This window comes from Emcibacteraceae bacterium (assembly GCA_041396985.1).
GTDB lineage: Bacteria > Pseudomonadota > Alphaproteobacteria > Sphingomonadales > Emcibacteraceae > Pseudemcibacter.
Genome location: JAWKXO010000004.1, coordinates 70,746 through 95,334, shown reverse-complemented (window position 1 = coordinate 95,334; position 24,589 = coordinate 70,746). Strand labels below are relative to the sequence as shown.

27 protein-coding genes are annotated in these 24,589 nt (G+C 45.6%); 13 read left to right on the top strand and 14 right to left on the bottom strand.

Going from position 1 to position 24,589, the window contains the following annotated elements:
- Positions 1-124: 124 nt before the first annotated feature.
- Positions 125-3,754 carry a vitamin B12-dependent ribonucleotide reductase gene (locus R3D86_11440; protein MEZ5758824.1) on the bottom strand — a complete coding sequence of 1,210 codons (3,630 nt, stop codon included), beginning with the start codon at positions 3,752-3,754 and terminating at the stop codon, positions 125-127.
- Positions 3,755-4,183: 429 nt separating this feature from the next.
- Between R3D86_11440 and R3D86_11435 the strand changes: the two genes are divergently transcribed.
- The 3 genes from R3D86_11435 to R3D86_11425 are packed head-to-tail and all read left to right on the top strand — an operon-like array spanning position 4,184 to position 5,436.
- Positions 4,184-4,573 carry an NADH:ubiquinone oxidoreductase subunit NDUFA12 gene (locus R3D86_11435; protein ID MEZ5758823.1) on the top strand — a complete coding sequence of 130 codons (390 nt, stop codon included), beginning with the start codon at positions 4,184-4,186 and terminating at the stop codon, positions 4,571-4,573.
- 21 nt (positions 4,574-4,594) lie between these two features.
- Positions 4,595-5,041 (top strand): outer membrane lipid asymmetry maintenance protein MlaD, encoded by a 447-nt coding sequence (gene mlaD, locus R3D86_11430; protein ID MEZ5758822.1) that lies wholly within the window; start codon positions 4,595-4,597, stop codon positions 5,039-5,041.
- Positions 5,042-5,046: 5 nt separating this feature from the next.
- The gene (locus tag R3D86_11425; protein MEZ5758821.1) at positions 5,047-5,436 is read left to right on the top strand and encodes a DUF2155 domain-containing protein; all 390 of its coding nucleotides are present in this window, start codon (positions 5,047-5,049) and stop codon (positions 5,434-5,436) included.
- Here the strand turns inward: R3D86_11425 and aat are convergent.
- The 4 genes from aat to aroQ are packed head-to-tail and all read right to left on the bottom strand — an operon-like array spanning position 5,373 to position 8,339.
- Positions 5,373-6,029 (bottom strand): leucyl/phenylalanyl-tRNA--protein transferase, encoded by a 657-nt coding sequence (gene aat, locus R3D86_11420; GenBank protein ID MEZ5758820.1) that lies wholly within the window; start codon positions 6,027-6,029, stop codon positions 5,373-5,375. The genes R3D86_11425 and aat overlap by 64 nt on opposite strands.
- Positions 6,030-6,041: 12 nt before the next feature.
- Positions 6,042-7,397, bottom strand: a complete 1,356-nt coding sequence (gene accC / locus R3D86_11415) for an acetyl-CoA carboxylase biotin carboxylase subunit (protein MEZ5758819.1) — start codon at positions 7,395-7,397, stop codon at positions 6,042-6,044.
- An 11-nt stretch (positions 7,398-7,408) separates the two neighbouring features.
- Positions 7,409-7,873 carry an acetyl-CoA carboxylase biotin carboxyl carrier protein gene (gene accB, locus R3D86_11410; GenBank protein MEZ5758818.1) on the bottom strand — a complete coding sequence of 155 codons (465 nt, stop codon included), beginning with the start codon at positions 7,871-7,873 and terminating at the stop codon, positions 7,409-7,411.
- A 28-nt stretch (positions 7,874-7,901) separates the two neighbouring features.
- Complete coding sequence (aroQ, locus tag R3D86_11405; protein ID MEZ5758817.1) at positions 7,902-8,339, bottom strand: type II 3-dehydroquinate dehydratase; 438 nt, start codon at positions 8,337-8,339, stop codon at positions 7,902-7,904.
- 89 nt (positions 8,340-8,428) lie between these two features.
- Between aroQ and thiS the strand changes: the two genes are divergently transcribed.
- Positions 8,429-8,632, top strand: coding sequence for a sulfur carrier protein ThiS (gene thiS / locus R3D86_11400; GenBank protein ID MEZ5758816.1), 204 nt, complete (start codon positions 8,429-8,431; stop codon positions 8,630-8,632).
- 37 nt (positions 8,633-8,669) lie between these two features.
- Positions 8,670-9,440 carry a bifunctional sulfur carrier protein/thiazole synthase protein gene (locus R3D86_11395; protein MEZ5758815.1) on the top strand — a complete coding sequence of 257 codons (771 nt, stop codon included), beginning with the start codon at positions 8,670-8,672 and terminating at the stop codon, positions 9,438-9,440.
- On the opposite strand, the gene R3D86_11390 is transcribed toward R3D86_11395, so the two are convergent.
- The 5 genes from R3D86_11390 to R3D86_11370 all read right to left on the bottom strand — a co-directional run bounded on the left by R3D86_11390 (position 9,417) and on the right by R3D86_11370 (position 13,243).
- A complete protein-coding gene (locus R3D86_11390) occupies positions 9,417-10,094 on the bottom strand; it encodes a hypothetical protein (GenBank protein MEZ5758814.1) in 678 nt (225 codons plus the stop codon). The genes R3D86_11395 and R3D86_11390 overlap by 24 nt on opposite strands.
- Before the next feature lie 90 nt (positions 10,095-10,184).
- Entirely contained in the window at positions 10,185-10,922 is a 738-nt protein-coding gene (locus R3D86_11385; GenBank protein ID MEZ5758813.1) for a hypothetical protein, read from the bottom strand.
- A 126-nt stretch (positions 10,923-11,048) separates the two neighbouring features.
- The gene (locus R3D86_11380; protein ID MEZ5758812.1) at positions 11,049-11,351 is read right to left on the bottom strand and encodes a hypothetical protein; all 303 of its coding nucleotides are present in this window, start codon (positions 11,349-11,351) and stop codon (positions 11,049-11,051) included.
- Between the two features lie 33 nt (positions 11,352-11,384).
- Positions 11,385-12,524 carry a TonB family protein gene (locus tag R3D86_11375; protein ID MEZ5758811.1) on the bottom strand — a complete coding sequence of 380 codons (1,140 nt, stop codon included), beginning with the start codon at positions 12,522-12,524 and terminating at the stop codon, positions 11,385-11,387.
- A gap of 68 nt (positions 12,525-12,592) precedes the next feature.
- Entirely contained in the window at positions 12,593-13,243 is a 651-nt protein-coding gene (locus tag R3D86_11370) for a hypothetical protein (GenBank protein MEZ5758810.1), read from the bottom strand.
- Between the two features lie 139 nt (positions 13,244-13,382).
- Here R3D86_11370 and R3D86_11365 point away from each other — a divergent pair, with 139 nt between their 5' ends.
- On the top strand, positions 13,383-14,744 hold the full coding sequence (locus R3D86_11365) for a CapA family protein (protein MEZ5758809.1): 1,362 nt from the start codon (positions 13,383-13,385) through the stop codon (positions 14,742-14,744).
- On the opposite strand, the gene R3D86_11360 is transcribed toward R3D86_11365, so the two are convergent.
- On the bottom strand, positions 14,737-16,074 hold the full coding sequence (locus R3D86_11360; protein MEZ5758808.1) for an MATE family efflux transporter: 1,338 nt from the start codon (positions 16,072-16,074) through the stop codon (positions 14,737-14,739). The two genes, R3D86_11365 and R3D86_11360, sit on opposite strands and share 8 nt — an antisense overlap.
- 183 nt (positions 16,075-16,257) lie before the next feature.
- Here R3D86_11360 and R3D86_11355 point away from each other — a divergent pair, with 183 nt between their 5' ends.
- Both R3D86_11355 and R3D86_11350 read left to right on the top strand, forming a co-directional pair.
- Complete coding sequence (locus R3D86_11355; protein ID MEZ5758807.1) at positions 16,258-18,120, top strand: 2-oxoacid:acceptor oxidoreductase subunit alpha; 1,863 nt, start codon at positions 16,258-16,260, stop codon at positions 18,118-18,120.
- Positions 18,117-19,139, top strand: a complete 1,023-nt coding sequence (locus R3D86_11350; GenBank protein MEZ5758806.1) for a 2-oxoacid:ferredoxin oxidoreductase subunit beta — start codon at positions 18,117-18,119, stop codon at positions 19,137-19,139. Before R3D86_11355 ends, R3D86_11350 begins: the two co-directional genes overlap by 4 nt.
- Positions 19,140-19,184: 45 nt before the next feature.
- Here R3D86_11350 and R3D86_11345 read toward each other — a convergent pair whose 3' ends face one another.
- Positions 19,185-19,718 carry a hypothetical protein gene (locus R3D86_11345; protein ID MEZ5758805.1) on the bottom strand — a complete coding sequence of 178 codons (534 nt, stop codon included), beginning with the start codon at positions 19,716-19,718 and terminating at the stop codon, positions 19,185-19,187.
- Positions 19,719-19,940: 222 nt separating this feature from the next.
- On the opposite strand from R3D86_11345, the gene R3D86_11340 reads away from it, so the two are divergent.
- The 5 genes from R3D86_11340 to R3D86_11320 all read left to right on the top strand — a co-directional run bounded on the left by R3D86_11340 (position 19,941) and on the right by R3D86_11320 (position 22,823).
- Positions 19,941-20,516 carry an RNA polymerase sigma factor gene (locus R3D86_11340; GenBank protein MEZ5758804.1) on the top strand — a complete coding sequence of 192 codons (576 nt, stop codon included), beginning with the start codon at positions 19,941-19,943 and terminating at the stop codon, positions 20,514-20,516.
- Complete coding sequence (locus R3D86_11335) at positions 20,513-20,872, top strand: hypothetical protein (GenBank protein MEZ5758803.1); 360 nt, start codon at positions 20,513-20,515, stop codon at positions 20,870-20,872. Before R3D86_11340 ends, R3D86_11335 begins: the two co-directional genes overlap by 4 nt.
- Before the next feature lie 5 nt (positions 20,873-20,877).
- Positions 20,878-21,405, top strand: coding sequence for a periplasmic heavy metal sensor (locus tag R3D86_11330; protein MEZ5758802.1), 528 nt, complete (start codon positions 20,878-20,880; stop codon positions 21,403-21,405).
- Between the two features lie 65 nt (positions 21,406-21,470).
- Positions 21,471-22,085, top strand: coding sequence for a putative metalloprotease CJM1_0395 family protein (locus R3D86_11325; protein MEZ5758801.1), 615 nt, complete (start codon positions 21,471-21,473; stop codon positions 22,083-22,085).
- Positions 22,086-22,199: 114 nt separating this feature from the next.
- A complete protein-coding gene (locus R3D86_11320) occupies positions 22,200-22,823 on the top strand; it encodes a YigZ family protein (protein ID MEZ5758800.1) in 624 nt (207 codons plus the stop codon).
- Here the strand turns inward: R3D86_11320 and R3D86_11315 are convergent.
- On the bottom strand, positions 22,818-24,239 hold the full coding sequence (locus R3D86_11315; GenBank protein ID MEZ5758799.1) for an NAD(P)(+) transhydrogenase (Re/Si-specific) subunit beta: 1,422 nt from the start codon (positions 24,237-24,239) through the stop codon (positions 22,818-22,820). The genes R3D86_11320 and R3D86_11315 overlap by 6 nt on opposite strands.
- Positions 24,236-24,589, bottom strand: coding sequence for an NAD(P) transhydrogenase subunit alpha (locus tag R3D86_11310; GenBank protein MEZ5758798.1), 354 nt, complete (start codon positions 24,587-24,589; stop codon positions 24,236-24,238). Before R3D86_11310 ends, R3D86_11315 begins: the two co-directional genes overlap by 4 nt.

Sequence of the window (24,589 nt, the reverse complement as noted above, 5' to 3'; positions counted from 1 at the left end):
TTTATCTCTTGTCTAATCTGGATAGAGTTTCATTATCCAAAGAATACAAACTGCGCCAATCAGGTAAATATTTGGTAAAATTTACGTCTGAATTGACAGATAAAATCAAGTTTTTTCAATTTTTTTATGAACAGCCGTTGGTAGCACCGCAAGTATCACATTTAAGGCAGGTGCCGTTACGAACCATTGTGAAATTTCCGCACTCGCCGCAGCCATCTCCTTCGTAACCTTTCATCTTGGCTTCAAGGATCAGGCTTGACCGACTGCTTTCCTGGGTCAGTGTGGTTTCAGTCATTTCCTCAGCACCAACAGCGATTTTTGCCTGTTCAGTAACCGCCAGTGATGTGGTTTTTGATGTTTCAATGCTTTCCTGCTTAAGAACATAAAGATTGCTTTTTCTGACATATCCGGTGCTGGTCAGACCAATAACACGGTTTAAGGCGGTATCAGTCTGGGCGATAAATTCATCAGCACTGATTTCCTGACCACCTGTGCCAACAGAATCCGGCATCAGATCATCCGGCACCACATGGGCCAGATCCGTGCGGCCAAGATAGGAAACCGCAAGCTCGCGGAAAATATAATCAAGCACCGATGTTGCCATTTTAATGGCATCATTGCCGGTCACCTGACCTGATGGTTCAAAACGGGTGAAGGTAAAGGCATCGACATATTCATCCAGCGGTACCCCATATTGAAGACCAATGGAAAGGGCAATGGCAAAATTATTCATAAGGCTTCTGAAGGCCGCCCCTTCCTTATGCATATCGATGAAAATTTCACCAAGTGTGCCATCGTCATATTCACCGCTACGCAAATAGACTTTGTGCCCGCCGACGCTGGCTTTTTGGGTATATCCTTTCCGTCTTGTTGGCAGTTTGCGGCGCTTTGCTGTGGTCGACTGTTCAATGACACGCTCGACAATTTTTTCTGTGACCGCCCTTGTTTTTTCCAATAGCGGCAATGCTTCGATTTCTTCTTCTTCCAGTATGACAGCATTAAGCGGCTGACTCAGTTTTGAGCCATCCCGGTAAAGGGCGTTGGCTTTAAGACCAAGGCGCCATGAAAGCCTATAAGCATCCTTACAGTCTTCGACTGTGGCATTGGCTTCCATATTGATGGTTTTTGAAATGGCCCCGGAAATAAACGGCTGGGCAGCGGCCATCATATAAATATGGCTTTTGGCGTTTAAGAACCGCTTGCCTTTTTTACCGCATGGGTTGGCACAGTCAAAGACAGGTAAATGTTCCTCTTTTAAATGAGGGGCCCCTTCAAGGGTAAATGTCCCTGTGCAATGTTCATTGGCTTCTTCAATCTGGGCTTTGGTGAAGCCGAGCTCTTTTAGCATATTAAACTGTGGATTGGTGATCTGTTCTTTACTGAAGCCAAGAACTTCCGTGCAGAAATCATCACCAAGGGTCCAGCGGTTAAAGGCAAATGTGATGTCAAAGGCGCTTTCAATCGCCTTTTCGATCTGATCAATCTGTGCTGTGGCAAAGCCTTTGGCTTTAAGGCTGTCATGATTGATATGAGGGGCACGTTTCAGATTGCCATGCCCGACCGCATAGGAAGCAATTTCGCCGATCTGCTTTGGTGTATAGCCAAGCGTTTTAAGAGCTTCCGGCACCATACGGTTGATGATTTTGAAATAACCGCCACCGGCAAGTTTCTTGAATTTAACAAGGGCAAAGTCAGGTTCAATGCCAGTGGTATCGCAATCCATCACCAGTCCTATTGTTCCGGTTGGGGCAATGACCGTAGTCTGAGCATTTCGGTATCCATGCTTTTCACCAATGGCCAACGCAACATCCCATGCGCGCCCGGCGGCAATGGCAATATCTTTATAGGGACAGTTTGCAATATCAAGCGGTGCCGGTTTTGTGTGTAGCCCGCGGTAGTAGGATTTGCCCCAGGCAGCGGTGCGATGATTATGGATCACCTGCAGCATTGGGGTGCGGTTTTGATGATATTTCGGGAAAGCACCAAGCTCGGACGCCATTTCCGCTGATGTTTTATAACAGACACCGGTCATCAGCGCACTGATTGAACCGCAAAGGGCGCGGCCCTTGTCACTGTCATAGGAATAACCGCAGGACATAATCAATGCACCAATATTGGCAAAACCAAGCCCCAGGGTCCTGAAATCATAGCTGCGCTGGGCGATTTCCTGTGATGGGAACTGCGCCATCATGACCGAGATTTCAAGCACGATTGTCCATAAACGTGTGGCATGTTCGAAACTTTCAACATCGAACTCACCTGCTGCGCTTTTAAATTTCATCAGGTTAAGGGATGCCAGATTGCACGCGGTATCATCAAGGAACATATATTCCGAGCAGGGGTTTGAAGCCCTGATTTCCCCCGAATTGGGGCAGGTATGCCAGTCATTGATTGTGGTGTGGAACTGTAATCCCGGGTCAGCACATTGCCAGGCGCTTAAGCCGATATCTTCCCACAGGTCCATGGCGGAAACCGTTTTATGGATTTTACCGTCAACACGGCGTGTCAGGTTCCAGTCATCACCATTTTCAACCGCTTTCATAAAGTCGTCTGTGACGCGGACAGTATTGTTTGAATTCTGCCCTGAAACTGTTGAATAGGCCTCTGAATCCCAGTCGGTATCATAGGTTTTAAAATCAATGTCGGTAAAGCCCTGTTTGGCAAAGCCGATGACGCGCTGAATGGTGTTTTCCGGGATAAGATCACGACGCGCTGAAATAACCGCTTTTTTAAGTTCTTCGTTTATTTTGGGATCAAAGCCATCTTCCGTTTCAGCATCGCAGGCCGCAATAATTGCTTTTGCGTGCTTTTCAGTAATTCTTGATCCGGTGACTAGGGCGGAAACTTTTTGCTCCTCAATCACTTTCCAGTTGATGAATTCCTCAACATCCGGATGGTCAATATCGACGATTACCATTTTTGCCGCACGTCTTGTTGTGCCGCCTGATTTGATAGCGCCCGCCGCTTTATCACCGATTTTTAAAAAGCTCATCAGGCCGGATGACGACCCGCCGCCGGAAAGCTGTTCCCCAAGCCCGCGAATGTTGGAAAAGTTGCTGCCGGTGCCCGAGCCATATTTGAACAGGCGGGCTTCACGGGTCCATAAATCCATAATGCCGCCGTCACTGACCAGATCGTCACTCACCCCCTGAATGAAACAGGCATGGGGCTGCGGATGTTCATAGGCACTTTTCGATTTTGTCAGTTTTTTTGTTTCATAATCGACATAATAATGGCCCTGAGATGGCCCATCGATACCGTAAGCCCAATGTAGGCCTGTATTAAACCATTGCGGCGAATTGGGCGCACACATTTGTGCTGCCAGCATAAAGCTAAGCTCATCATAAAAGGAACGGGCGTCTTTCTCGCTTTCAAAATAGCCGCCCTTCCAGCCCCAGTATGTCCATGTTCCGGCAAGCCGGTTAAAAACCTGTTTGGCGCTGGTTTCCGGGCCGTATCTTTCCGCTTCGGGCAGGGCGGAAAGCGCATCCTGATCCGCCTCATGCCGCCACAGCCATTTTGGCACATCTTTTTCAGGGACCGCTTTTAAGCGGGCAGGAACACCGGCTTTGCGGAAATATTTCTGGGCAATAATATCCGATGCCACCTGTGACCAGCCATTTGGAACTTCGAAGCCTTTAAGACCAAAGATCACTTCACCATCAGGATTGCGAATCTCGCTATCCGCTTTACGAAAATCAATGTCTTCGTAAGCTGATTTTGATGATTTCGTATAAAATCTTTGTATCTTCATTTCTGTTCCTGCCTTTTGTCCTGTTCCTTTTAAAAATGATTAAAATACTGACTAAACTGACCCAAATTTTGTTTCATTTTTATGTAATGATTCTGACCGAAATACTAACTTACCTGCAATAAATCATAAAGCGTTTTTTAGTATATTTTGTGGTTGACGTAAAAAGTAAACCTAGATGTTGTGCTTTTGATGAGTCGGCACAACAGACCAGAATTAATCATTTACATCCATAAATGACTGTAATTTATTGTGCCAAAGGCATAATTCAGAAGCGGACATGAAAGCGTCGCCTTAATATGACCAATCTTTCCAAACAAAATCAGGAATTATAAATGTGGCCAATTGCTTTAAAGGTTGTTCTCTTTACGCACACAGGGTATAGAGTGTGATATAAATTTATACGTGGCTCACATCATAAGTGGATAAAATATGATTGTTAGATTGATTAGACGAATTTTCGGTTGGTGGCATGTTGGGACGATCGGTACCCTTTTACACACATATTTTAAGGGCGTAAAAGTGGGCGAGGATAAGCTCGGAAACAGTTATTATGTATCCAAGGACCGTAAAAAACGCTGGGTTATTTTCGCCGGTGAAATCGAAGCAAGCGCCATTCCGGCGGAGTGGCATGCCTGGCTGCATAAAATTGTTGATCAGACGCCACTTGAAAGTCCAAGGATCATTAAAAGCTGGGAAAAAGAACACCTTCCCAACCAGACCGGCACTGTAAATGCCTATTATCCAAAGGGCGCATTATCAGAAGGCGGTGTCAGGCAGAAATCAACAGGCGATTATGAAGCCTGGACCCCTGGCAGTTAAACCCATAATCAGGAGCATTATATGAGAAGTAATCTTGTAGAGACGATAATGGGGGCAATAGTCCTGCTTATTACCGGCGGTTTTCTCTATTTTGCTTTCAGTAATTCCGGTGTCGGTGCCACCAGCGGGGCAAGCTACACGGCCGAATTTGACAAAATTGACGGCCTTGCCGTTGGTGGTGAAGTCAAAATCAGCGGCATCAAGGTTGGCAGTATCACCAGTTTGCATCTTAATCATGATACATATGGCGCGGTGGTCGAAATTAATATCGATCCGAGCATCAAACTCCCTGAAGATACCTTTGCCAAAATTACTTCGGAAGGATTGCTGGGCGGAAATTATCTTGTTCTTGACCCGGGTGGCAGTGATGTGATGCTTGCGCCGGGTGATCAGATTATTGAAACGCAGGGGGCGGTTGACCTTCTGGGGCTGTTAAGCAAATTTTCAAGTGGCGATAAAAGCGAGTAACGGTTATGTTACGCGGAACATTGACAATCATTTTTCTAGGTCTTTTGACGGCGGCAGCTCATGCCCAGCAGGTGCCGGTCGTGACCTTGGGTGCGCTTGATAAAATTACGGCCAAACTTGAAACACTTGACATCGCCCGTGATCAAACCGCCAAATTCGGCACGCTGGAAATAACCATGCGGAACTGCCGCTCAAACCCGCCGGAAGAAACGCCGGAATCGGTTGCCTTTCTTGAAATTAATGATCTTGGTCATGGTGGCGAGCCACAAAAAATCTTCACCGGCTGGATGTTTGCCTCTTCCCCGGCGGTATCACCGCTTGAACATGCGGTTTATGATGTCTGGGTGATTGACTGTAAAATGGTTGATCCGTCTGCATCCTCGGGCAGCGAATAAAAATCAGCATCCTCAACGGCAAGGGCTTCTTTCAGGCGCTGACGGTAATCAAGCCGCGGAATTTCAATGGCACCAAACTGGCTTAGATGGTCAGTCACAAACTGGGTATCCAGTAAAACATAACCCCCGACAATTAGCCGGGCTACCAGATAAACAAGGGCGATTTTGCTGGCATCGGTGACAGTATGAAACATGCTTTCACCACAAAAGGCACCATTCAGGGAAACGCCATAAAGACCACCGACCAGTGTATCATCCTGCCAGCATTCAACACTATGGGCATAGCCAAGTTCATGAAGTTCACAGTAACGCTGCAAAATAATATCATTAATCCAGGTGTTCTGACGGTCGATATTATCGGTCGGTTCCGCGCATTTCAGCATCACATCGCGAAAGGCCGTGTTGATGCGAACATCAAACGGTTCTGCACGAATTGTCTTTGCCAGTTTTTTGGGAACATGGAATTTATCCAGCGGAAAAATGCCCCGCTCGTCCGGATCAACCCAGAAAACATCATCGGCATCGGCACTTTCCGCCATGGGAAAAATACCCTGCATATAAGCACTTAGCAGGAGTTCTCTTGTGATCTCCATATGCCGGAACCTTTATTTATCTTCTTTTGCCAGTCGTGCCAGATAATGTTCAAGCCAGTGAATATTGTAATTTCCGTTGATAAAATCCTCTTCATGAATAAGTTTCTGATGAAGGGGAATGGTGGTTTTTATGCCGTCAATTACATATTCCTCGAGCGAGCGCCGCAGGCGCATCAGGCATTCATTACGGGTTTTACCGTGAACGATCAGTTTGGCAATCATGCTGTCATAATAGGGCGGAATTCTGTAGCGGGCATAAAGACCGCTATCGACCCGCACACCAAGACCGCCCGGGGTATGATAATCCTTAACCTGGCCCGGTGAAGGGGCAAAAGTAAAGGGGTCTTCCGCATTGATACGGCATTCGATGGCATGACCGGAAAAGGTAATGTCCTTCTGTGAAAACTGGAGCGGCAGCCCGTCAGCAACACGGATCTGTTCCCGCACAAGGTCAATGCCGGTAATCATTTCCGTAACCGGATGTTCAACCTGTAGACGGGTATTCATTTCAATGAAATAAAACCCGCCATTTTCATAAAGAAATTCAATGGTTCCGGCACCGCGATAACCGATGGCCTGTATGGCTTTGCGGCAAATCTCTCCAATCTCTTCGCGCTCCTCCGGCTTTAAGGCCGGGGAAGGGCTTTCCTCCAGAATTTTTTGATGGCGGCGCTGTAGTGAACAGTCCCGCTCACCCAGATGCACTACATTGCCATGGGTGTCGGCCAGTACCTGTATTTCAATATGCCTTGGCGTAGTCAGAAATTTTTCCAGATAAACTGTACCATCGCCGAATGACGCGGCGGCTTCACGCTGGGCGGAACTCACCGCCATTTCAAGTTCGGTTTCGCTGTGGACGATCTTCATTCCCCGGCCGCCGCCGCCGGATGCGGCTTTGACAATGACCGGATAGCCGATTTTTGCGGCCACTTTAGCGGCATCTTTAAAACCGTTGACGGCCCCGTCAGAGCCGGGGACCACGGGTATGCCGGCTTTTTTAACCGCTTCCTTGGCGGAAATTTTATCGCCCATCAGGTTGATATGTTCTGCCGTCGGGCCGATGAATATTATGCCGTGCTTTTCAATAATTTCGGCAAATTTGGCGCTTTCCGATAAAAAGCCATATCCCGGATGAATTGCATCGGCGCCAGTAATTTCCGCAGCGGAGATAATTGCCGGGATATTAAGATAACTGTCGGTTGATGACGGCGGGCCGATACAAACGCTTTCATCCGCAAGTCTTACATGCATCGCGCTTTCATCAGCCGTTGAATGCACAGCAACGGTTTTAATGCCCATTTCATGGCAGGCTCTGTGAATACGAAGGGCAATTTCACCGCGGTTGGCAATGAGTACTTTTTCAATCATGCTATCATCCGCTATTCAATAATTACAAGGGCTTCGCCATATTCGACCGGTTGTTCGTTTTCAACAAGAATGGCTTTTACTGTCCCGGCCTTGGCTGCGTGAATCTGGTTCATCACTTTCATGGCTTCTACGATCAGGATGGTCTGCCCGGCGGAAACCTTATCGCCCACTTTGATGAAAGGGTCGGATGTCGGATCAGGGGATGTATAGATGGTTCCAACCATGGGGGAGAAAATTGTACCCGGATGATCTGCAGCGGCAACGGCAGGTGCGGCAGCAGGGGCTTCTGCTGCTGGTGCTGCAGGGGCAGGCACGGCTGCCGCAATCGGCGCATGAGCGACATGAACCGCTTTACCGCCGCGTGACAGCTTTATTTTAAGTTCTCCGTCCTCTACCTCAATTTCGGTGAGATCAGTTTCATTCAGCATATCGGCGAGTTCACGTATTAACTTCGTATCCACTTGCATTTTTGCCATTCGTGTATTCCTTTTAATAATTCCCGTTTTACTTAACTATATTTTTAACGGCATCAACAGCCATTAAATAACCGGCAGCACCAAACCCTGTAATCATACCGACTGCGACGGATGATATATAGGAATGATGGCGGAATTGCTCTCTTTTGAAAATATTTGAAAGATGGACTTCGACTGTCGGAATGCCGACAGCGAGAAGTGCATCCATAATTGCGACTGATGTGTGGGTCAGCGCCCCCGCATTTATGACAATGGCGTCATGACTTCCCCGGGCATCGTGAATCCAGCCGACAATTTCCCCTTCTATATTGGATTGGCGGAAATCCACCTCAAGATCAAGCGATGCCGCTTTTTCAGTCATTCTGTCTTTGATATCGGCCAGAGTCTCTGCGCCATATATATCTGGTTCCCGTGTACCCAAAAGGTTTAAATTTGGGCCATTGATCACCAATATTGATTTTGTCATAATTCTCTACTGACTTATTATCATTAGATATGTATATAATACTATAATTGTAATTTGAAAACAGTCATTATCAATTTAAGGCTATTATAATGATAAATGTAACGATAAACGGCGATGCGCTAAAATTTGAAACGCCTCTGTGTCTTGACGAGCTTCTGGCCAAGCTTGATATCGAACAGGATAAGGTGGCGATCGAGCATAACCGTGAAATCGTCCCAAAAAGCACATTTCACAGGGTAAAGGTCACAGACGGGGATAATCTTGAAATTGTTCATTTCATCGGGGGTGGCTGAACAATAAATCTTAAAGAAATCCAGGGAAATAAGGAATATGACGGATAATTTGGTAATCGCGGGAAAGGAATATAGTTCCCGCCTGATAGTCGGTACGGGCAAATATAAGGATTTTGAGGAAACGAAACTGGCGGTCGAGGCATCGGGCGCGGAAATCGTCACCGTTGCCGTGCGCCGGGTCAATATTTCAAAACCGGGGCAGCCGATGCTGGTCGATTATCTGGATCCGAAAAAATATACCTATCTTCCCAACACGGCCGGATGCTTTACCGGTGATGATGCGGTCCGAACCCTGCGGCTCGCCCGCGAAGCTGGCGGCTGGGACCTGGTGAAGCTGGAAGTACTGGGTGACCAGAAAACGCTCTACCCCAATATGCCGGAAACGGTGGAGGCCGCCAAAATCCTCATCAAAGAAGGGTTTCAGGTGATGGTCTACTGTAATGATGACCCGATCCAGGCCAAAATACTCGAAGATATCGGCTGCTGTGCCATTATGCCGCTTGGTGCGCCGATAGGCTCCGGCCTTGGTATACAAAACCCGGTCGGGATCCGGATCATTGTTGAAAATGCGACCGTACCCGTGCTGGTGGATGCCGGGGTCGGGACCGCGTCGGAAGCGGCGCAGGCGATGGAGCTTGGCTGCGATGCGGTGCTGATGAATACGGCGATTGCCGAAGCCAAGGACCCGGTCAGAATGGCCCGCGCCATGAACCATGCGGTTAAAGCGGGCAGGGATGCGTACCTAAGCGGCAGGATGCCGAAAAAACGCTACGCCGACCCGTCATCACCACTTGCCGGGTTGATTTGAATACCATCTTATTGAAGCTACCAGTTTAAAATCAATATTATTGAATATACTGTCTATTTTTTCTTCACTACATGTTGAATCTATGCCAGTAGATTTGGATTTTAGAATTTGTGATAATTTGTTTAAATCGTCTTTTCTGAAAAATTTTTCTTGATTTTTGAATTGACCATACGTTGTGTTTTGACTGTATGATTTGTTTAGAATATCACCAAAACTATTGCTGTAAAAAATATTTGTAGAATTCTCAAATGACCATAATTCAGTGTTCCTATTCATTCTGTTTTTATCATCATAGATTTTAGCGTTACTTCGGCTTATTTGCCATATAACAGCAGAGTCTGGTAAATAAGAATCTACAAAGCCATCAGGAAGGGAAGCCAAAAGATCATCGAGTTCAGCATATAATGATTCATTTGGGTATATTTTAATCTCGCAACCACAATGTGTACCTTTGCATAAAATTTCATCATCAGAATAAAAATTCGGACCTACTTTTAATTCCTGTGAAACTGACCAACCCCAAATCGAAAAAATAAATGGCAACTCATTTTTATCATGAACAGTAGGGGGCACATTAGAAAAATCATAAACGGCAGCCATCGCAAATACTGCGATGAAAAGAAGGCCAAGTTTTTTTAGATTTTCTACGGTCATTTGGGCTCTAGTCTGAAATAAATTATAACAGTCATATCTTTATCTAAAACAGCTTTTACATTTTCATCCTTGGGTTATATTTATACTTTCCTAATGCACCAGATTGGGGCGGAAGATAATAGTATCTTTAACGTCCCTCATAACTATTTTCTCATTATTTCGAAGTGGCGGCAGATATCTGGTGTCCGCAACCAACTTAATAATATACTCGCTAAACTGATTGATGTTTACTGGTGCCAGCCAGTTTTTTTCCATCACTTCTAAATAGGGGATTTTAATATTGAAAGGTTTTCCGAACATATCAACATCAAATTGTACCTGAACAAACGCAGGAATATTATTTAGAAAAATATCCGTCATAGGAGGATATGATTCCGGCTTGTCAATTGGGATCAGATATCCTGTATGGTCTTCGGGTGTTATTATTTCCTTATAATAGTTTTCCGCACTATCAATATCTTCCTGCAATATTTTCATTGTTGCCAGTAGTTGTAGGGCTTCATTTTTAAGTAATTGTTCCTCTTGTCCGTTATTATCTAAAAGGATAACCGCTTCGGTTAATTTCTTCTCTGCGGCATCGTATTTTTTTAGCCCTATATCATGGCGGGATAACCAAAACAGACCCTCGGCAATTTTGGTGGTATTGGCAGCCTTATCGGAACTATATAAATTAACGGCTTTCTGAAAATTTTCCACGGCATAGACTATACCAACATATTTGGATCTAATTATGCCAATATATAATTCCAGATCGGCCATTTCGGTGTCAGGTAAATTTTGACTATATGCTATTTCCAGTAAGGTATCAGAAATTTTTAATTCCGCCACATTTGGATGTGAATTATAATAGGCAACAATATACGGGATATACTGATTTATATAATTAATATCTTTTGGCACTTTTCTAAGGTTTTGCATTCTGAAGTATTTTTTATATAAGTCGGAAGCTTTTAGCTAGTCTTTTAATTTTTGTTCATTGGTTATTTTATCAATATCATTTATGCCTCTGGCATCATAAAGAGTGGCCAGGTTATAGGTGGTAATAGCATATTCATTGGAATCTCTTCCATAAACCCTTGGAGCCAGCTCATAGACTTTTTCTGCGACCTCTATGATCGGATCGAGGTCTTCGGAATTTGCATATAAATCATTAAACTGGGCATAGAGTTTTTGAAACTCTGCCTTATCCGCTGCTTCATCGGCGAAGGCAGCGTGGCTGAATAATATCATAAATACTAAGTAGAATTGTTTTTTCAATTTATATTCCGTCTTTTGAAAGAAAATTATGGATTATTTTGAAATGCCAAACACTATTTTTACTTTTGCGTCTTTTGTATATGTGAGGTTTCCATCTTTGATAGTTGGCGCATATCGAAACCCTTTTGCTGCCTCTATGGAACTTTCATTAAATTTTTGATTGCTGGATTCAATGACTGTTATGTTTTTTGTAAATCCATTGGTATCGACATCGAAATTTAGGGTAACTTCTGCTGGTTCTTTTTTCAGTTTTGCTATTTCATATGATTCAAGTTCAGGAAAAGTAGGGTTTTTTCTATATATCGGCTTTATATATTGATCAAAGTCCTTTGGACGCTCCTCTGCGATGGCCTGGCAATGAAGAGTTGCTTTGTCAGACAGTCCCATGTCTTCAAAAAGTTGTACCATAAATGCATGCGTATTCTGTTTCAGTTCCTTACTTAACTCGGGATTTTTGTCAAATATCTTAAGCGCAGTTTCAAAACTGGTTTCTGCAGAGGTTCGTTTTTTGTCGCCCATTTGTAATTTGGCAATCCAAAAATATGTTTCACCTACTTTGAAATGCTCAGATCCATATGATTTTATATAATTGGCGTTCGATAATTCAAAATAATCTAACGATTTATGAAAATCATTATTTTTAAAAAGCAAAAGACCAAGCTGAAATTCTATATCAGCCAGTTCATTCTGCGAATAGTCAAGTTCACGGGCAATTATATGCAACTTTTTGACTCGTGAAGGCAGAGCATCCTGATAGGCTTCTAAAGCTATTGACTTTAAATAATACAGGTATTGATTGACGAAATTTTTGTCTTTTGGGGCGTCGATTTTGTCTAGAATCTGAAAATAATCTTCAAAGAGATCCCTTGCTTTATTGTCGTAGTCGGATAGTCCTGCTGACCCCGCTTTTTCAAGGTAAAGGCTAGCCAGATTATATGTAACAACGGCAGTATTCTGAGAATTTTTGCCATAAATTTTCGGCGCGAGTTCATATAGCTTTTCTGCGACCTCTATGATCGGGTCAATGTCTTCGGAATTTGCATATAAATCATTAAACTGGGCGTAGAGCTTTTGAAACTCTGCCTTATCCGCCACTTCGTCTGCGAGGGCGGCGTGGCTGAATATCAGGATAAGTATGATAAAAATTCGACGGACCATAATTTCCCCCTTCATTTTTTTTTTTAGTTTAGACCATCGGGTACGTTTTAGCAAACAGTCTGGTTTGGCTATTTATAATGACTTTAATCGGCAAATTTTATGATGCCTTTTTTGCTTATTACTGTCGTTTTCTTTAGTGCAGATATCTGTTTTGATAACATATTATCGTCCACTGGCCAGGCCGCTTTATCCAGCGGATGAAAAGCTTTTCCCCTCCATTCAATATAATGACTGATCAGGGTTGTTCCACTGATATAAAAAGCGAATAAAGCAATTTCGCCGACGCCGTCATTATATCCATCCTGGGTATATCCGAGAACTTTTGGGCAGATAATCTGCACCAAAGAAGCTGTCGACCCGGTATCAAGATATTCGATAGAGACATCGCCACAGGTTTGCCGGAAAGTATTTAATGTCTGATCTTCCCATCGGGAAATTGGAACTGCCTGACCTAAATTAAGGGCTTTAATGGCAAAAATAGTCGTCCAGCTGTCAAATTCCTGATCAACGGGAATAGCTTCGATAATAAAGCTCGGTCCTTTCTGATCTTTAAAATATTTGCTTTTTTTGAGTAAATCTTCTTCTTTAAAATCAGCTGCGTTCGGGTCTATCCATGGCGGGATACCGTAGGTAAAAACATTTCCGTACAGATTTATTGTACTTTCAACTTCCTTGGCCACAGTAGGCAGGCTGAGAAGTGAGAAAATGAAAATAGTGATTAATTTTTTTAACATTTTGCCCCCAATTGAAATTGTAACACCCAAATTTGTAAAGTGAACATTATTATAGGGCTATATTTCTGCGATTTCAATATTGTTGATTTGGGGCCTGTCGCCGATTACAATCGGGATAGGGAGAGGAAAGGGGAAGATCATGAGATTTTTACTGTTATCAATAGTAATGATGAGCGCAGCACAGGCCCAGCATCAGCAGGCAGACGGCGACTTTACCATGGCGCTGACCGGGGACAGCATTATTACCCGGCCACTGTCGCCGTATAAGGAACCGGAATTTCTTAAAATGATTGATCTGATCCGCGGGGCTGATATGGCCTTTACCAATCTGGAAATGCTGTTTCATGATTATGAAATGTACCCGATGGCCGAAAGTGGCGGTACCTATATGCGGGGGGAGCCGAAACTGGCGAAGGAACTGGCCTGGGCCGGGTTTGATATGGTTTCCCGCGCCAACAACCATACCGGTGATTATGGAGTTAAGGGGATGGAACTGACGACAAAATATGTGGCTGATGCGGGGCTTGTTCAGGCAGGTGTCGGTATGAGCCTGGCCGAAGCGCGTGAGGCAAAATTCCTCGAAACCGGCAAAGCACGGGTCGCGCTTATTTCGATTGCATCGACATTCGCCCGCCATATGGCGGCCGGGCGTTCACGCGATAATGTACCGGCCCGTCCCGGACTAAACCCGCTGCGATATTCAAAAACCTATATATTGCCGGAAGATCAGTTTGAAAATATGCGGGCGACCGGTGAAAGCCTGGGATTATTTACGGATCAGGACGGGGGTGCGCGCGGCACATCGGAAAGCAGACCAAATGCCATTAATATATATGGCCAGTGGTTCGAAAAAGGCGACGTCGCCGGGGAACGGACAGTGGCAAATGCGAGCGACGTTGAAGACATAAATGCGGTGGTCCGGAATGCCAAAAAACTGGCCGATTATGTGATCGTTACCATCCATGCCCATGAGGAAAAAGGCCGCCGCGAAATCCCTGCCGATTTTATTGGTGAATTTGCCCGCACCGCCATTGATGCCGGTGCTGATTTATTTGTCGGCCACGGGCCCCATGCCCTTCGCGGGATTGAAATTTATAAGGACCGGCCGATCATTTACAGCTTGGGGGATTTTATGTTCCAGAATGAAACCCTGCTCAGGCTTCCGGCGGAAAATTATGCCCCATACGGCCTTGATGACAATGCCCATGTCGCCGATTTCAATGATAAACGATATAAGGGCGGCACCAGCGGTTTTCCGGCATTACGTGAAATATGGGAATCCGTGATTGCCATGCCGACTTTTGACGGGCAAAAGATGAAAGAACTTGCCCTTTACCCGATCACGCTGGGCTATGGCCTGCCCGAACAGGTGAGGGGCCGCCCCTTACTGGCCAAAGGGGAACTGGCGCAGAAAATATTAAATGATCTGGTTGAACGCTCGAAACCTTACGGCACGGAAATCACCATTCGCGGTGATATTGGTTTTGTGAAGGTCAGATAGCCCGCTTCTCAATTTCAGGATATCTGATAGCGAGGGTAATGGCCCGCATGACAATGAATATGCTGTAAGACGCCCAGAGGCCATGATTACCCCAAAGCGGGATCAGGGTATAAACGCAGATGGCATAACAGATGGTTGAGATTACCATGCCATTTCGCATGGCACCGCCGGCAGTGGCGCCAATGAAAATGCCATCCAATTGAAAGCTCCAGATCGACAGCAGCGGCAATAGTATCACCCAAATCAGATAATTGGCTGAAATTTCGCGGATAGTATCAAGGCTGGTCAGCAGGTGAATGATCATATCGCCGAAAAGCAGATAAAAAGCGCTGAAGGCGGCGGCGGTAAAAATCGCCCATTTGCCGGAAATTATGACGGCGGTCCGTAAATTTTCAGGTGATTTTCGGCCGATTTCTTTACCCACCAGCACTTCGGCCGCCTGCGCAAAACCGTCAAGGCCAAAAGCGGTCAGGTTCTGCAAATTCATCAATACCGCATTGGCGGCAAGGATTTCAGTACCAAAGCGGGTTCCCAGCAATGCGAAGCTGGCCAAAGTCAGGGTCAGGCACATGGTGCGGATAAAAATATCGCGGTTTAAGCTGAACAGATTTTTAAAAGCCGGAAGCGAGAGAATATTTTCAAGCACAGACGGGTCAAAAAGCGGCAGTTTAAAATAATGACCGCAATGACGTCTGATAAAATAAATACAAAGCAAAAAGGCGGAGCTTTCAGAGAGCAGGGAGCCGAGCGCAACACCATCCACCGTCAAATCAAAGCCATAAACAAACAGGAAATTAAGCAGAATATTGCTGATATTCATATAAAGATGGATATAGAGAACTTCCCGCGCCCGGCCAAGGCCCAGAAGCCAACCGGCAGCGACATAATTCATCAGCGCAAACGGCGCGCCCCAGATACGGATGCTGAAATACTGCTGAGTGAGGGTGGTTACTGATGGCTCCGCTGTCATGAACATAAAAAACAGTCTGGCCAGAATGACTTGTGACAGAATAAATAAGAGGCCTATGGCCGTGGCACTGATGAGACCACGGATAAAAAGCTGGTTCAGGCTGAGCTCATCTTCCCGGCCATGGGCCTGCGCCGCGAGGCCGGTTGTGCCCATGCGCAGAAAATTGACCCCGTTATAAAGCAAGCTGAAAAAAACCGAGCCAAGGGCAACAGCGGCAAGGTAGCGTTCATGGGACAGGTGGCCCATAATAAAACTGTCTGACAGGCCAAGAAGGGGTGTTGAAAGATTGGCCAGTATGCTGGGTATGGCGATTTGCCACATTTGAAGGGATATTGCAGAGTTTTTTTGGACAGTGGTCATAAAGGGCCGAACTTTGATTTATGCATTAAAAAATATCTATATTTTTCGGTTTTGTGTTGTTGTAATGATATGATTTTTCCATTAAAGGGACTATATTTTAATTGTTAAAAAAATTACATAAAAAATAGTATCTGTGAATATAACGCTATATACTATGTGTGATTTAAGAGTAAGGACCAAAAAATGAATGTGCAAAACCCCGCACAGGATTTTGACGAACTTGATTCAGTCTGTGTTCGTTTTGCCGGAGATTCCGGTGACGGAATGCAGCTGACAGGAACTCAATTTTCCGTCGTAACCGCCCTTGAAGGCAGTGATTTATCAACCTTTCCCGACTTCCCGGCCGAGATCAGAGCACCGGTCGGTACCACGTTTGGGGTATCGGCGTTCCAGATCAATTTCGGCTCGGTGGAAGTGTCCACGGCTGGGGATGAGCCGGATGTGCTGGTGGCGATGAACCCTGCGGCGTTAAAAGTAAGCTTGCCGGGACTGCGTAAAGGCGGGCTTATCATTGTTGATGAGGGGGCCTTTAACAAACGGAATCTTGATAAGGCGGGATATTTTGATAACCCACTTGAAAATGACAGTTTAAGCGATTATCAGATCCAGAAACTTGATATCACAAAACTGACACTTGAATCGGTTAAGGAATTCGGGCTTGGCAACAAGGATGCCGTACGCTCTAAAAATATGTGGACACTGGGTCTTGTGCTTTGGATGTTTGGTCGTCCGCGTAAACCGATTACCGATTGGCTTGAAGAAAAATTTAAAAAAATGCCTGATGTGGCACAGGCCAATATTGCGGCCCTTAATGCGGGTCACGCTTACGGCGAAACGGTTGAAGCATCCTCAAATCTGCATCGATACCATGTTGGAAAACATAAGGAAGAGCCGGGCGAATACAGAACAGTCAATGGGAACCAGGCTTTAGCATGGGGGCTGCTTGCCGGTTCAAAACTTGGTGAAATACCGCTTATGCTGGGTTCTTATCCGATCACACCGGCTTCAAGCCTGCTTCATGCATTGTCAAGTTTCAAGGAATTCGGTGTTATCACATTCCAGGCGGAAGATGAAATTGCCGCTATCTGTTCGGCCATTGGTGCCTCTTTTGCCGGAAGCCTTGGCGTGACCTCAAGTTCTGGTCCGGGTATTGCCCTTAAAACTGAAGCCATCGGCCTTGCCATCAGCACTGAACTTCCTGTGGTGATTATTGATATTCAAAGGGCCGGGCCATCAACAGGGATGCCGACAAAAACCGAGCAGTCAGACCTTTATCAGGCGGTGTGTGGACGAAACGGCGACGCGCCTGTTGTGGTGCTATCCACATCTAACCCGCAGGATTGTTTCGATGTAGGGATTGAAGCGGTAAGACTTGCAACCAAATATATGACACCGGTTATGGTGCTTTCTGACGGCTATATTGCCAATGCGTCAGAGCCATGGAAACTGCCGGATATTAATAAACTTGAAAAATTCCAGGTCAATTTCTGCACCAATCCGGAAGGGTTCCACCCGTTTAAGAGGGATCCCCTGACACTGGCGCGGGCGTGGGCAAAGCCGGGAACGCCGGGAACACTGCACCGAATTGGCGGCATTGAGAAATCATATGATAGCGGTCATATTTCCTATGACCCTGCCAACCACCAGAAAATGACAAACATCCGCGCTGAAAAAATTACTAATATCGCCAATGATATTGCCGAGCAGTCTGTATCGCTGGGTGAAGAGGGATCAAAACTGGCTGTCGTCGGTTGGGGCTCGACCCGTGGCGCAATCCATCAGGCGGTAAAACGCGCACGCGGAGAGGGAATTGACGTATCCCATGTTCATATTGGCAATATCTGGCCGCTGCCTAGAAATCTGGAAAGCCTCTTAAAAAGTTTTGACAAGGTTATTATTGCGGAAATGAATAACGGGCAGATGAACCACCTGCTTAGGGCTGAATATCTGCTGGATGCCTATTCACTGACCAAGGTAACAGGGCAGCCCTTTAAAATTTCTGAAATACTTGAATGTATCCGTGTACAGGCGGGAGAGAGATCATGAACGAGCAGACAGATGTAAAAAAACTGACTTTCAAGGATTTTGAAACCGATCAGGAAGTTCGCTGGTGTCCGGGTTGCGGTGATTACGCGATCCTGAAAGCGGTGCAGATGACTTTGGCAAATATCGGGGCAACGCCTGAAAATACTGTCTTTGTTTCCGGTATCGGCTGTTCATCGCGTTTTCCCTATTATGTTGAAACATATGGCTTCCATACCATCCATGGCCGGGCGCCTGCGGTGGCCACTGGTGTTAAACTTGCCAATCCCGATCTGGATGTGTGGCTGGTTACCGGTGACGGGGATGGACTGAGTATTGGTGGCAATCACATGCTTCATGTGCTTCGCCGCAATGTGAATATGCAGATTATGCTCTTTAACAATGAGATTTATGGTCTGACAAAAGGTCAGTATTCACCGACATCAAAATTGGGCACCAGATCACCATCAACGCCTTATGGCTCAGTTGATCTGCCGTTGTCGCCCTGCGCATTTGCGCTTGGGGCCGGGGCCCGTTTTGTTGCCCGTGGCATTGATACGGGGCTTAAGGAACTGCCACTAACCCTGGCACGGGCAAAAGACCATGTCGGTGCGTCATTTGTCGAAATATTCCAAAACTGTATTGTCTTTAATGATAAGGTATTTGAAGGCTTTACCTTAAAAAAGGAAGCGGCCAATACACAGATTTATGCGGAGCACGGAAAACCGCTTATTTACGGACAAGACCGTAATAAAGGGCTTATTTTCAACCGGGATAAATTTACACTTGAAACCGTCGTCATCGGGGAAAACGGTATCACCGAGGATGATATTCTCGTCCATGATGAAACCAACAAGGTTTTGGCACAGATGCTTGTGGAGCTGAAATCACCTGAATTTCCTGTTGTGTGCGGTGTGATTTATTGTGTTCAGGAAGAAAGTTATGATCAGGCCGTTCACAAGCAGATTGAGCAGGCGAAAAAGAATGGTAACGATGATTTCAATGCCCTGATCCGTAAGGGGCGTACCTGGACTGTTGATTAAAGATATAAAGTTATAATAAGCGGGGAAAGATAACATTCCCCACTTTTATACTCTTATCCCTGTATAGATTGCCGAAATTATGTGGGTCACATCCCGTCCGTTATCGGCCAGGGGTAATTCAAGCCAGAGAACCGATGACAGACGCCCGTCATTTTTTGGAATGGCACCAATATTAAATCCATAGTGATGATCATAGATATATTGCAGATACCGATAATATTTTTTTATGGTGTCTTTTGAGGGCGGGTTGCCATCCTGTATCTGTTCATAAATGGTTCTTTTGCCCCAATACTGGGAAAATGTCTGGCCGATAATCAAATTATGCTTCGGATCACTTAAATTTTTGCCAAGGGTCATGACACGAAGATTGCTATGCCAGCCTTTGAAATCCTCAAATTTGAAATCTTTCCACGCAGGAAAATTTTGACCATCAAACTTTGAGCGCCAGATTGCATAAAATCCCTCCAGTGCCTTTGCTTCCGAAGGTAAGTGCGTATCCCATTTAAATAGATGGCAGTCCAGATTTCTCTGATCTTCGAGAAACCTTATAAAGGCGACAGGTTTTGTGGAAATTTCCATAAAAAATTCAGAAATTGGTTAATAGGTTAAATTCGTGTGCGCTTATATAGAAGTTGTTTTCTTTAATCAAGACCTGGTTTCAGTTTTATTCATGTTGGATGTTTTTCAGGAAAATATGTGCTTTTCCGGGCCGAAAGGCTTATAGTTTATTCATAAGGCTGCGCTGGGTTTTTTAATTGACAGCGTATAATGGCTAAATGGTAATGAAATTATGGTGCGTATATGGGGACAGATGCGATAACCGACGAAGATTTGATGCTGCGTATCGGTGACGGTGACCAAACGGCCTATGGCATGCTGGTTGACAGACATCTATCCCAAAATCTGGGGTACGCGACCAAAATTTTAGGTAATGTTTCAGAAGCGGAAGAAGTGATGCAGGAAGCATTTATCAGGGTATGGAAACATGCCAGCCGTTGGGATCCGGCCAGAAAAACCCGTTTTACAACATGGTTTTATCGGGTGGTAACCAATTTATGTTACGATGTCGGACGCAAAAGAAAACCACAGGATAATGTGGAAATGCTGGAAACAGTGGCGTCGGATGATATGAGTGCGGAAAATGTAATTGAAGTAAACCAGCGTTCCGAACAGGTTCAGGAAGCTCTTGATGCATTGCCGCAGCGCCAGAAGATGGCAATTATACTTTGTTATTTTGAAGGGCTTTCAAACAGGGAAGCATCGGATGTTATGGAAGTTAGTTTAAATGCGCTTGAATCATATTTGGTAAGGGCCCGGAGAAATCTGGCCGATATATTGAAAGATGATAAAGCAAGTCTCTTAAAGGAGATCGGATGATGAATGACGCTAAATTAAATGAATTGCTTAATGACTATCAAAAGACCCACAGCCCGGAACCAAGCAGGGCATTGATTGATAAAATCATGAGAGTCCCTCATGAAATTGATCAGACCTCAGGATTTTCCTGGAAACTTAGTGACTGGATTGTTTTTCTTGTGCCGCGCCTGTCCGGTTTGACGGCAGCGCTTGTAATGGGAATTTATATGGGTGGTGCCGGTAGTTCGGCTCTGGCAGAAGATGAAATTGCTGAAATTGACCAGGGCAGCATGATTGTGGCGGATGCAGGGACCAGCCTGAATGATAGTGAAGATGCGCTTCTGAATGTTGAAGAATTAATCTTTGTTGAGGAATGATGAGAATGAAGAATTTTTCTTTGAAAATGAACTGGGTCAGCATAGTGATGCTGCTGTCTTTGGGGGTTAACTTTTTTGTAATCGGTTATCTTTATGCCCAGCATAAGGCCAGAGAGATCAGAATGACACGCCTTACATTCGACCATTCAATTTCAAAACTGATGGAACCGCTCCCGCGCAGTGGAAAACATGAAATTTATCTTGCCATGCGCAGTAAGCGTGATGAGCTCATTCCGATTTATAAAAGTATTGTGGCCAAACGGGCGGAAATTATGGCCATTATTGCGGAAGATCCGCTTGATGCAGAGAAGCTCCAAAAGGCGATGCAGGACTATAATGGAATTTATCAGAAAATGGTCAGTCCTACTCATGAAGTCATTGTCAGAGTGGTAGGTAATCTGGATGCTGCTGAAAGAAAGGCAATATTTGAGCGTTATAAAAACCCGCCAAGACGCGATTTTAGAAGCAGAAGCAGCAATGACAATCGTATGCCACCACAGCCGGATCAGAATGACCAGCGCCGTGACTGGTAATTAAGAGAAGAATTGTTTATTGTCAGCTTAACATATGATTAAGAAAGCTGATTTATCCTAGAAATATGATATCGATATTATCGACACCCTTACCATCTTTCCAATCTGCGAATGCGGGCGGTGAAAAGCCGCCTGCTGCTGAAATAAACTCTGCACCATTTAATATTGGGAAAAGTTCTGAACTAAATGAAGAGGGACAGGCGGAGGTAGAACGCCTTAAAAAAGTGGATCAGGAAGTTCGTGCCCATGAAGCGGCGCACAAAAATGCCGGCGGACAATTTGCAGGCAGTGCTTCATTTTCCTATTCTGTGGGTCCTGATGGCAAGCGATACGCGGTTGGTGGTGAAGTGTCCATTGATGTCGCCCCGATAGAGGGGGACCCCGAGGCGACCGTTGCCAAACTGGATGTGGTTATTGCAGCAGCACTGGCACCGGCAAAGCCGTCTGCACAGGACCGAAAGGTTGCCGCAGCCGCTGTTGCCGCCCGAAATAAGGCGAGGGCAGAACTCCTCGATAAAAAAAGGGAAGAGACAGGCAATGCTGATCAAATCAATCCTTCATTTGATGTCAATAATTTTGGTAAGACGTCCGCTTTAACGGTTCGAAAAGCTTATGAAAATGGCAATGGCCTGACAGAAAACTCACAAAAATCAGGAAATAATTTTAGTCTGATAAGTTAATATTATCATTGAGTTATAATATTTAATTAAAGTAAAATATTAAAATTCTCCAGAAATTTAATTGTTGAAATGTCAATTCTTTGAATATTGTTTCAGATATGCTATTCAATCCTTATGACCAATTCTTCATATGATATTCCAAAAAACACAGTTTTTTATCAGGAAGTGATAAAAAAAAGCCGGTTTATCGTTCATATTCAACATACACCGGATGTGGACGCGGCGCGGAATTTTATAGCCGACATAAAAGAAAAATATGCTGATGCAGTGCATAACTGCTGGGCCTATGTTGCGGGGCGTCCGGATGATAGTCAGGTGCTTGGCTTTTCCGATGACGGGGAGCCGAATGGAACAGCGGGCAAACCAATCCTCAATGTTCTGCTGGGCAGTGGTATTGGTGAAATCACCGCCGTTGTGACCCGTTATTTTGGTGGTATTAAGCTGGGGACAGGGGGGCTTGTCCGCGCCTATGGGGGCTGTGTCAATCACGCACTTGAGGAGCTGGAGCGCGGTGAAAAAATACCGGAAGTGGTTATCAGCGGCACATCCGATTACAGTTTTCAGGGCATGATTGAACAGATTTTAAAATCCTATAGGGTGCTTGATCTCAAGAAAGAGTTTAATCAGCAGGTCAATTGGGAAATCAGGATGGATGGGCGGGAGGCACCGCTTGCCATATCGGAAATCACCGATAAGACAAGCGGGCGTGTTATTTTTCATCTGCCGGAGGGCTTATAACGCTTTAATTATATCCTCGACCATTTTTTTGGCGTCGGCAAACAGCATCATTGTGTTATCCCGGAAGAATAGCTCATTCTGAACCCCGGCATAGCCGGAGGCCATGCCGCGTTTCACGAAAAGCACGGTTTTGGCCAGTTCTACATCAAGCACGGGCATACCGTAAATCGGGCTTGATTTATCCGTTTTGGCGGCCGGATTGGTCACGTCGTTGGCGCCAATGACAAAGGCGACATCAGTTGCTGAAAATTCGCTATTGATATCCTCCAGCTCAAAAACTTCATCATATGGCACGTTTGCTTCCGCCAGCAGCACATTCATATGCCCGGGCATCCGTCCGGCCACCGGGTGAATGGCATATTTTACCGTTACGCCTTCCTCTTTCAAAATATCAACCATTTCACGTAAGGCATGCTGCGCCTGGGCAACGGCCATTCCGTATCCTGGTACAATAATAACGGAACTTGCATTTTTCATAATAAAGGCCGCATCGTCAGCACCGCCCTGTTTGACGGGGCGGGTTTCAATTTCACCGCTGCCCGCCAAGGCATCTTCACCGCCGAAGCCGCCAAGAATAACGCTGATAAAGGACCGGTTCATAGCCGCACACATTATATAGCTTAGGATTGCCCCGGACGATCCGACGAGGGAACCGGTGATAATCAGTGCATTATTCTGCAATGTAAAACCAATACCGGCCGCGGCCCAGCCGGAATAGCTGTTCAGCATACTGACGACAACGGGCATATCGGCACCACCGATTGGGATAATAATCAGAAAGCCGATCAGGAAGCTAAGACCGATAATCAGCCACATAATATTACCCTGGCTTGAGGCAGAAGCCTCATCAACCGCGAAAAAGCCGATCAGCGCGAATATGGCGATCCCGATTGCCGCATTAATCAGATGCCGGGCAGGGAGTATGATCGGAGCGCCGGACATATTGCCATTCAGTTTGGCAAAGGCAATAACAGAGCCGGAAAAGGTAATGGCGCCGATCGCGGCCCCAAGGGACATTTCAATACGACTGGACATCAGAATATGGCCCATTGCGTCAACCACCCCGAAATGGGAAGGAACCAGAAAGGCGGCCGCCGCCACCAGCACTGCAGCAAGGCCCACCAGCGAGTGGAAAGCCGCCACCAGCTGCGGCATTGCCGTCATGGCAATGCGCGAAGCGATCAAAAGCCCTATGCCGCCGCCGATGATAAGCGCAACGACAATCCAGGTGTAGGACACAATCTCAGGATTAGCGAGTGTGGTTGCAATGGCAATGGTCATGCCGAGCATACCGTAATAATTGCCTTTTCGTGAACTTTCAGGGGACGACAGTCCGCGAAGTGCCAGGATAAATAAAACACCGGCAATCAGATAGGCGATAGCGGTGATATCAACAATATTTTGCTCTGACATCATTTATCCCCTTTCTTTTTTTCAACCGGTGCTTTTTTCTTATACATGGACAGCATGCGTTTGGTGACGGCAAAGCCACCAAAGATATTCACAGCCGCCAGTGCAATGGCAACAATGCCAAGGATTTTGGCTATATTCATTTCCGCCGGTCCTGCTGCGATCAGGGCGCCGACAATAATGACCGACGAAATAGCGTTGGTTACGGCCATAAGCGGCGTATGAAGTGCGGGTGTCACGCTCCAGACCACAAAATATCCGACAAAAACAGAAAGTATAAAAAGTGAGAATTGTGAAACAAAGGGTGACATGCCAAGCCCGTGCAGGGTATCTGTCACATGTGTAATCTGGTCCAT

What these genes read in the sequence shown, in the direction of transcription:
- R3D86_11440 (MEZ5758824.1), bottom strand. Translation starts at nt 3,754, where the DNA reads ATGAAGATACAAAGATTTTATACGAAATCATCAAAATCAGCTTACGAA.
- R3D86_11435 (MEZ5758823.1), top strand. Translation starts at nt 4,184, where the DNA reads ATGATTGTTAGATTGATTAGACGAATTTTCGGTTGGTGGCATGTTGGG.
- mlaD (MEZ5758822.1), top strand. Translation starts at nt 4,595, where the DNA reads ATGAGAAGTAATCTTGTAGAGACGATAATGGGGGCAATAGTCCTGCTT.
- R3D86_11425 (MEZ5758821.1), top strand. Translation starts at nt 5,047, where the DNA reads ATGTTACGCGGAACATTGACAATCATTTTTCTAGGTCTTTTGACGGCG.
- aat (MEZ5758820.1), bottom strand. Translation starts at nt 6,029, where the DNA reads ATGGAGATCACAAGAGAACTCCTGCTAAGTGCTTATATGCAGGGTATT.
- accC (MEZ5758819.1), bottom strand. Translation starts at nt 7,397, where the DNA reads ATGATTGAAAAAGTACTCATTGCCAACCGCGGTGAAATTGCCCTTCGT.
- accB (MEZ5758818.1), bottom strand. Translation starts at nt 7,873, where the DNA reads ATGGCAAAAATGCAAGTGGATACGAAGTTAATACGTGAACTCGCCGAT.
- aroQ (MEZ5758817.1), bottom strand. Translation starts at nt 8,339, where the DNA reads ATGACAAAATCAATATTGGTGATCAATGGCCCAAATTTAAACCTTTTG.
- thiS (MEZ5758816.1), top strand. Translation starts at nt 8,429, where the DNA reads ATGATAAATGTAACGATAAACGGCGATGCGCTAAAATTTGAAACGCCT.
- R3D86_11395 (MEZ5758815.1), top strand. Translation starts at nt 8,670, where the DNA reads ATGACGGATAATTTGGTAATCGCGGGAAAGGAATATAGTTCCCGCCTG.
- R3D86_11390 (MEZ5758814.1), bottom strand. Translation starts at nt 10,094, where the DNA reads ATGACCGTAGAAAATCTAAAAAAACTTGGCCTTCTTTTCATCGCAGTA.
- R3D86_11375 (MEZ5758811.1), bottom strand. Translation starts at nt 12,524, where the DNA reads ATGAAGGGGGAAATTATGGTCCGTCGAATTTTTATCATACTTATCCTG.
- R3D86_11370 (MEZ5758810.1), bottom strand. Translation starts at nt 13,243, where the DNA reads ATGTTAAAAAAATTAATCACTATTTTCATTTTCTCACTTCTCAGCCTG.
- R3D86_11365 (MEZ5758809.1), top strand. Translation starts at nt 13,383, where the DNA reads ATGAGATTTTTACTGTTATCAATAGTAATGATGAGCGCAGCACAGGCC.
- R3D86_11360 (MEZ5758808.1), bottom strand. Translation starts at nt 16,074, where the DNA reads ATGACCACTGTCCAAAAAAACTCTGCAATATCCCTTCAAATGTGGCAA.
- R3D86_11355 (MEZ5758807.1), top strand. Translation starts at nt 16,258, where the DNA reads ATGAATGTGCAAAACCCCGCACAGGATTTTGACGAACTTGATTCAGTC.
- R3D86_11350 (MEZ5758806.1), top strand. Translation starts at nt 18,117, where the DNA reads ATGAACGAGCAGACAGATGTAAAAAAACTGACTTTCAAGGATTTTGAA.
- R3D86_11345 (MEZ5758805.1), bottom strand. Translation starts at nt 19,718, where the DNA reads ATGGAAATTTCCACAAAACCTGTCGCCTTTATAAGGTTTCTCGAAGAT.
- R3D86_11340 (MEZ5758804.1), top strand. Translation starts at nt 19,941, where the DNA reads ATGGGGACAGATGCGATAACCGACGAAGATTTGATGCTGCGTATCGGT.
- R3D86_11335 (MEZ5758803.1), top strand. Translation starts at nt 20,513, where the DNA reads ATGATGAATGACGCTAAATTAAATGAATTGCTTAATGACTATCAAAAG.
- R3D86_11330 (MEZ5758802.1), top strand. Translation starts at nt 20,878, where the DNA reads ATGAAGAATTTTTCTTTGAAAATGAACTGGGTCAGCATAGTGATGCTG.
- R3D86_11325 (MEZ5758801.1), top strand. Translation starts at nt 21,471, where the DNA reads ATGATATCGATATTATCGACACCCTTACCATCTTTCCAATCTGCGAAT.
- R3D86_11320 (MEZ5758800.1), top strand. Translation starts at nt 22,200, where the DNA reads ATGACCAATTCTTCATATGATATTCCAAAAAACACAGTTTTTTATCAG.
- R3D86_11315 (MEZ5758799.1), bottom strand. Translation starts at nt 24,239, where the DNA reads ATGATGTCAGAGCAAAATATTGTTGATATCACCGCTATCGCCTATCTG.
- R3D86_11310 (MEZ5758798.1), bottom strand. Translation starts at nt 24,589, where the DNA reads ATGGACCAGATTACACATGTGACAGATACCCTGCACGGGCTTGGCATG.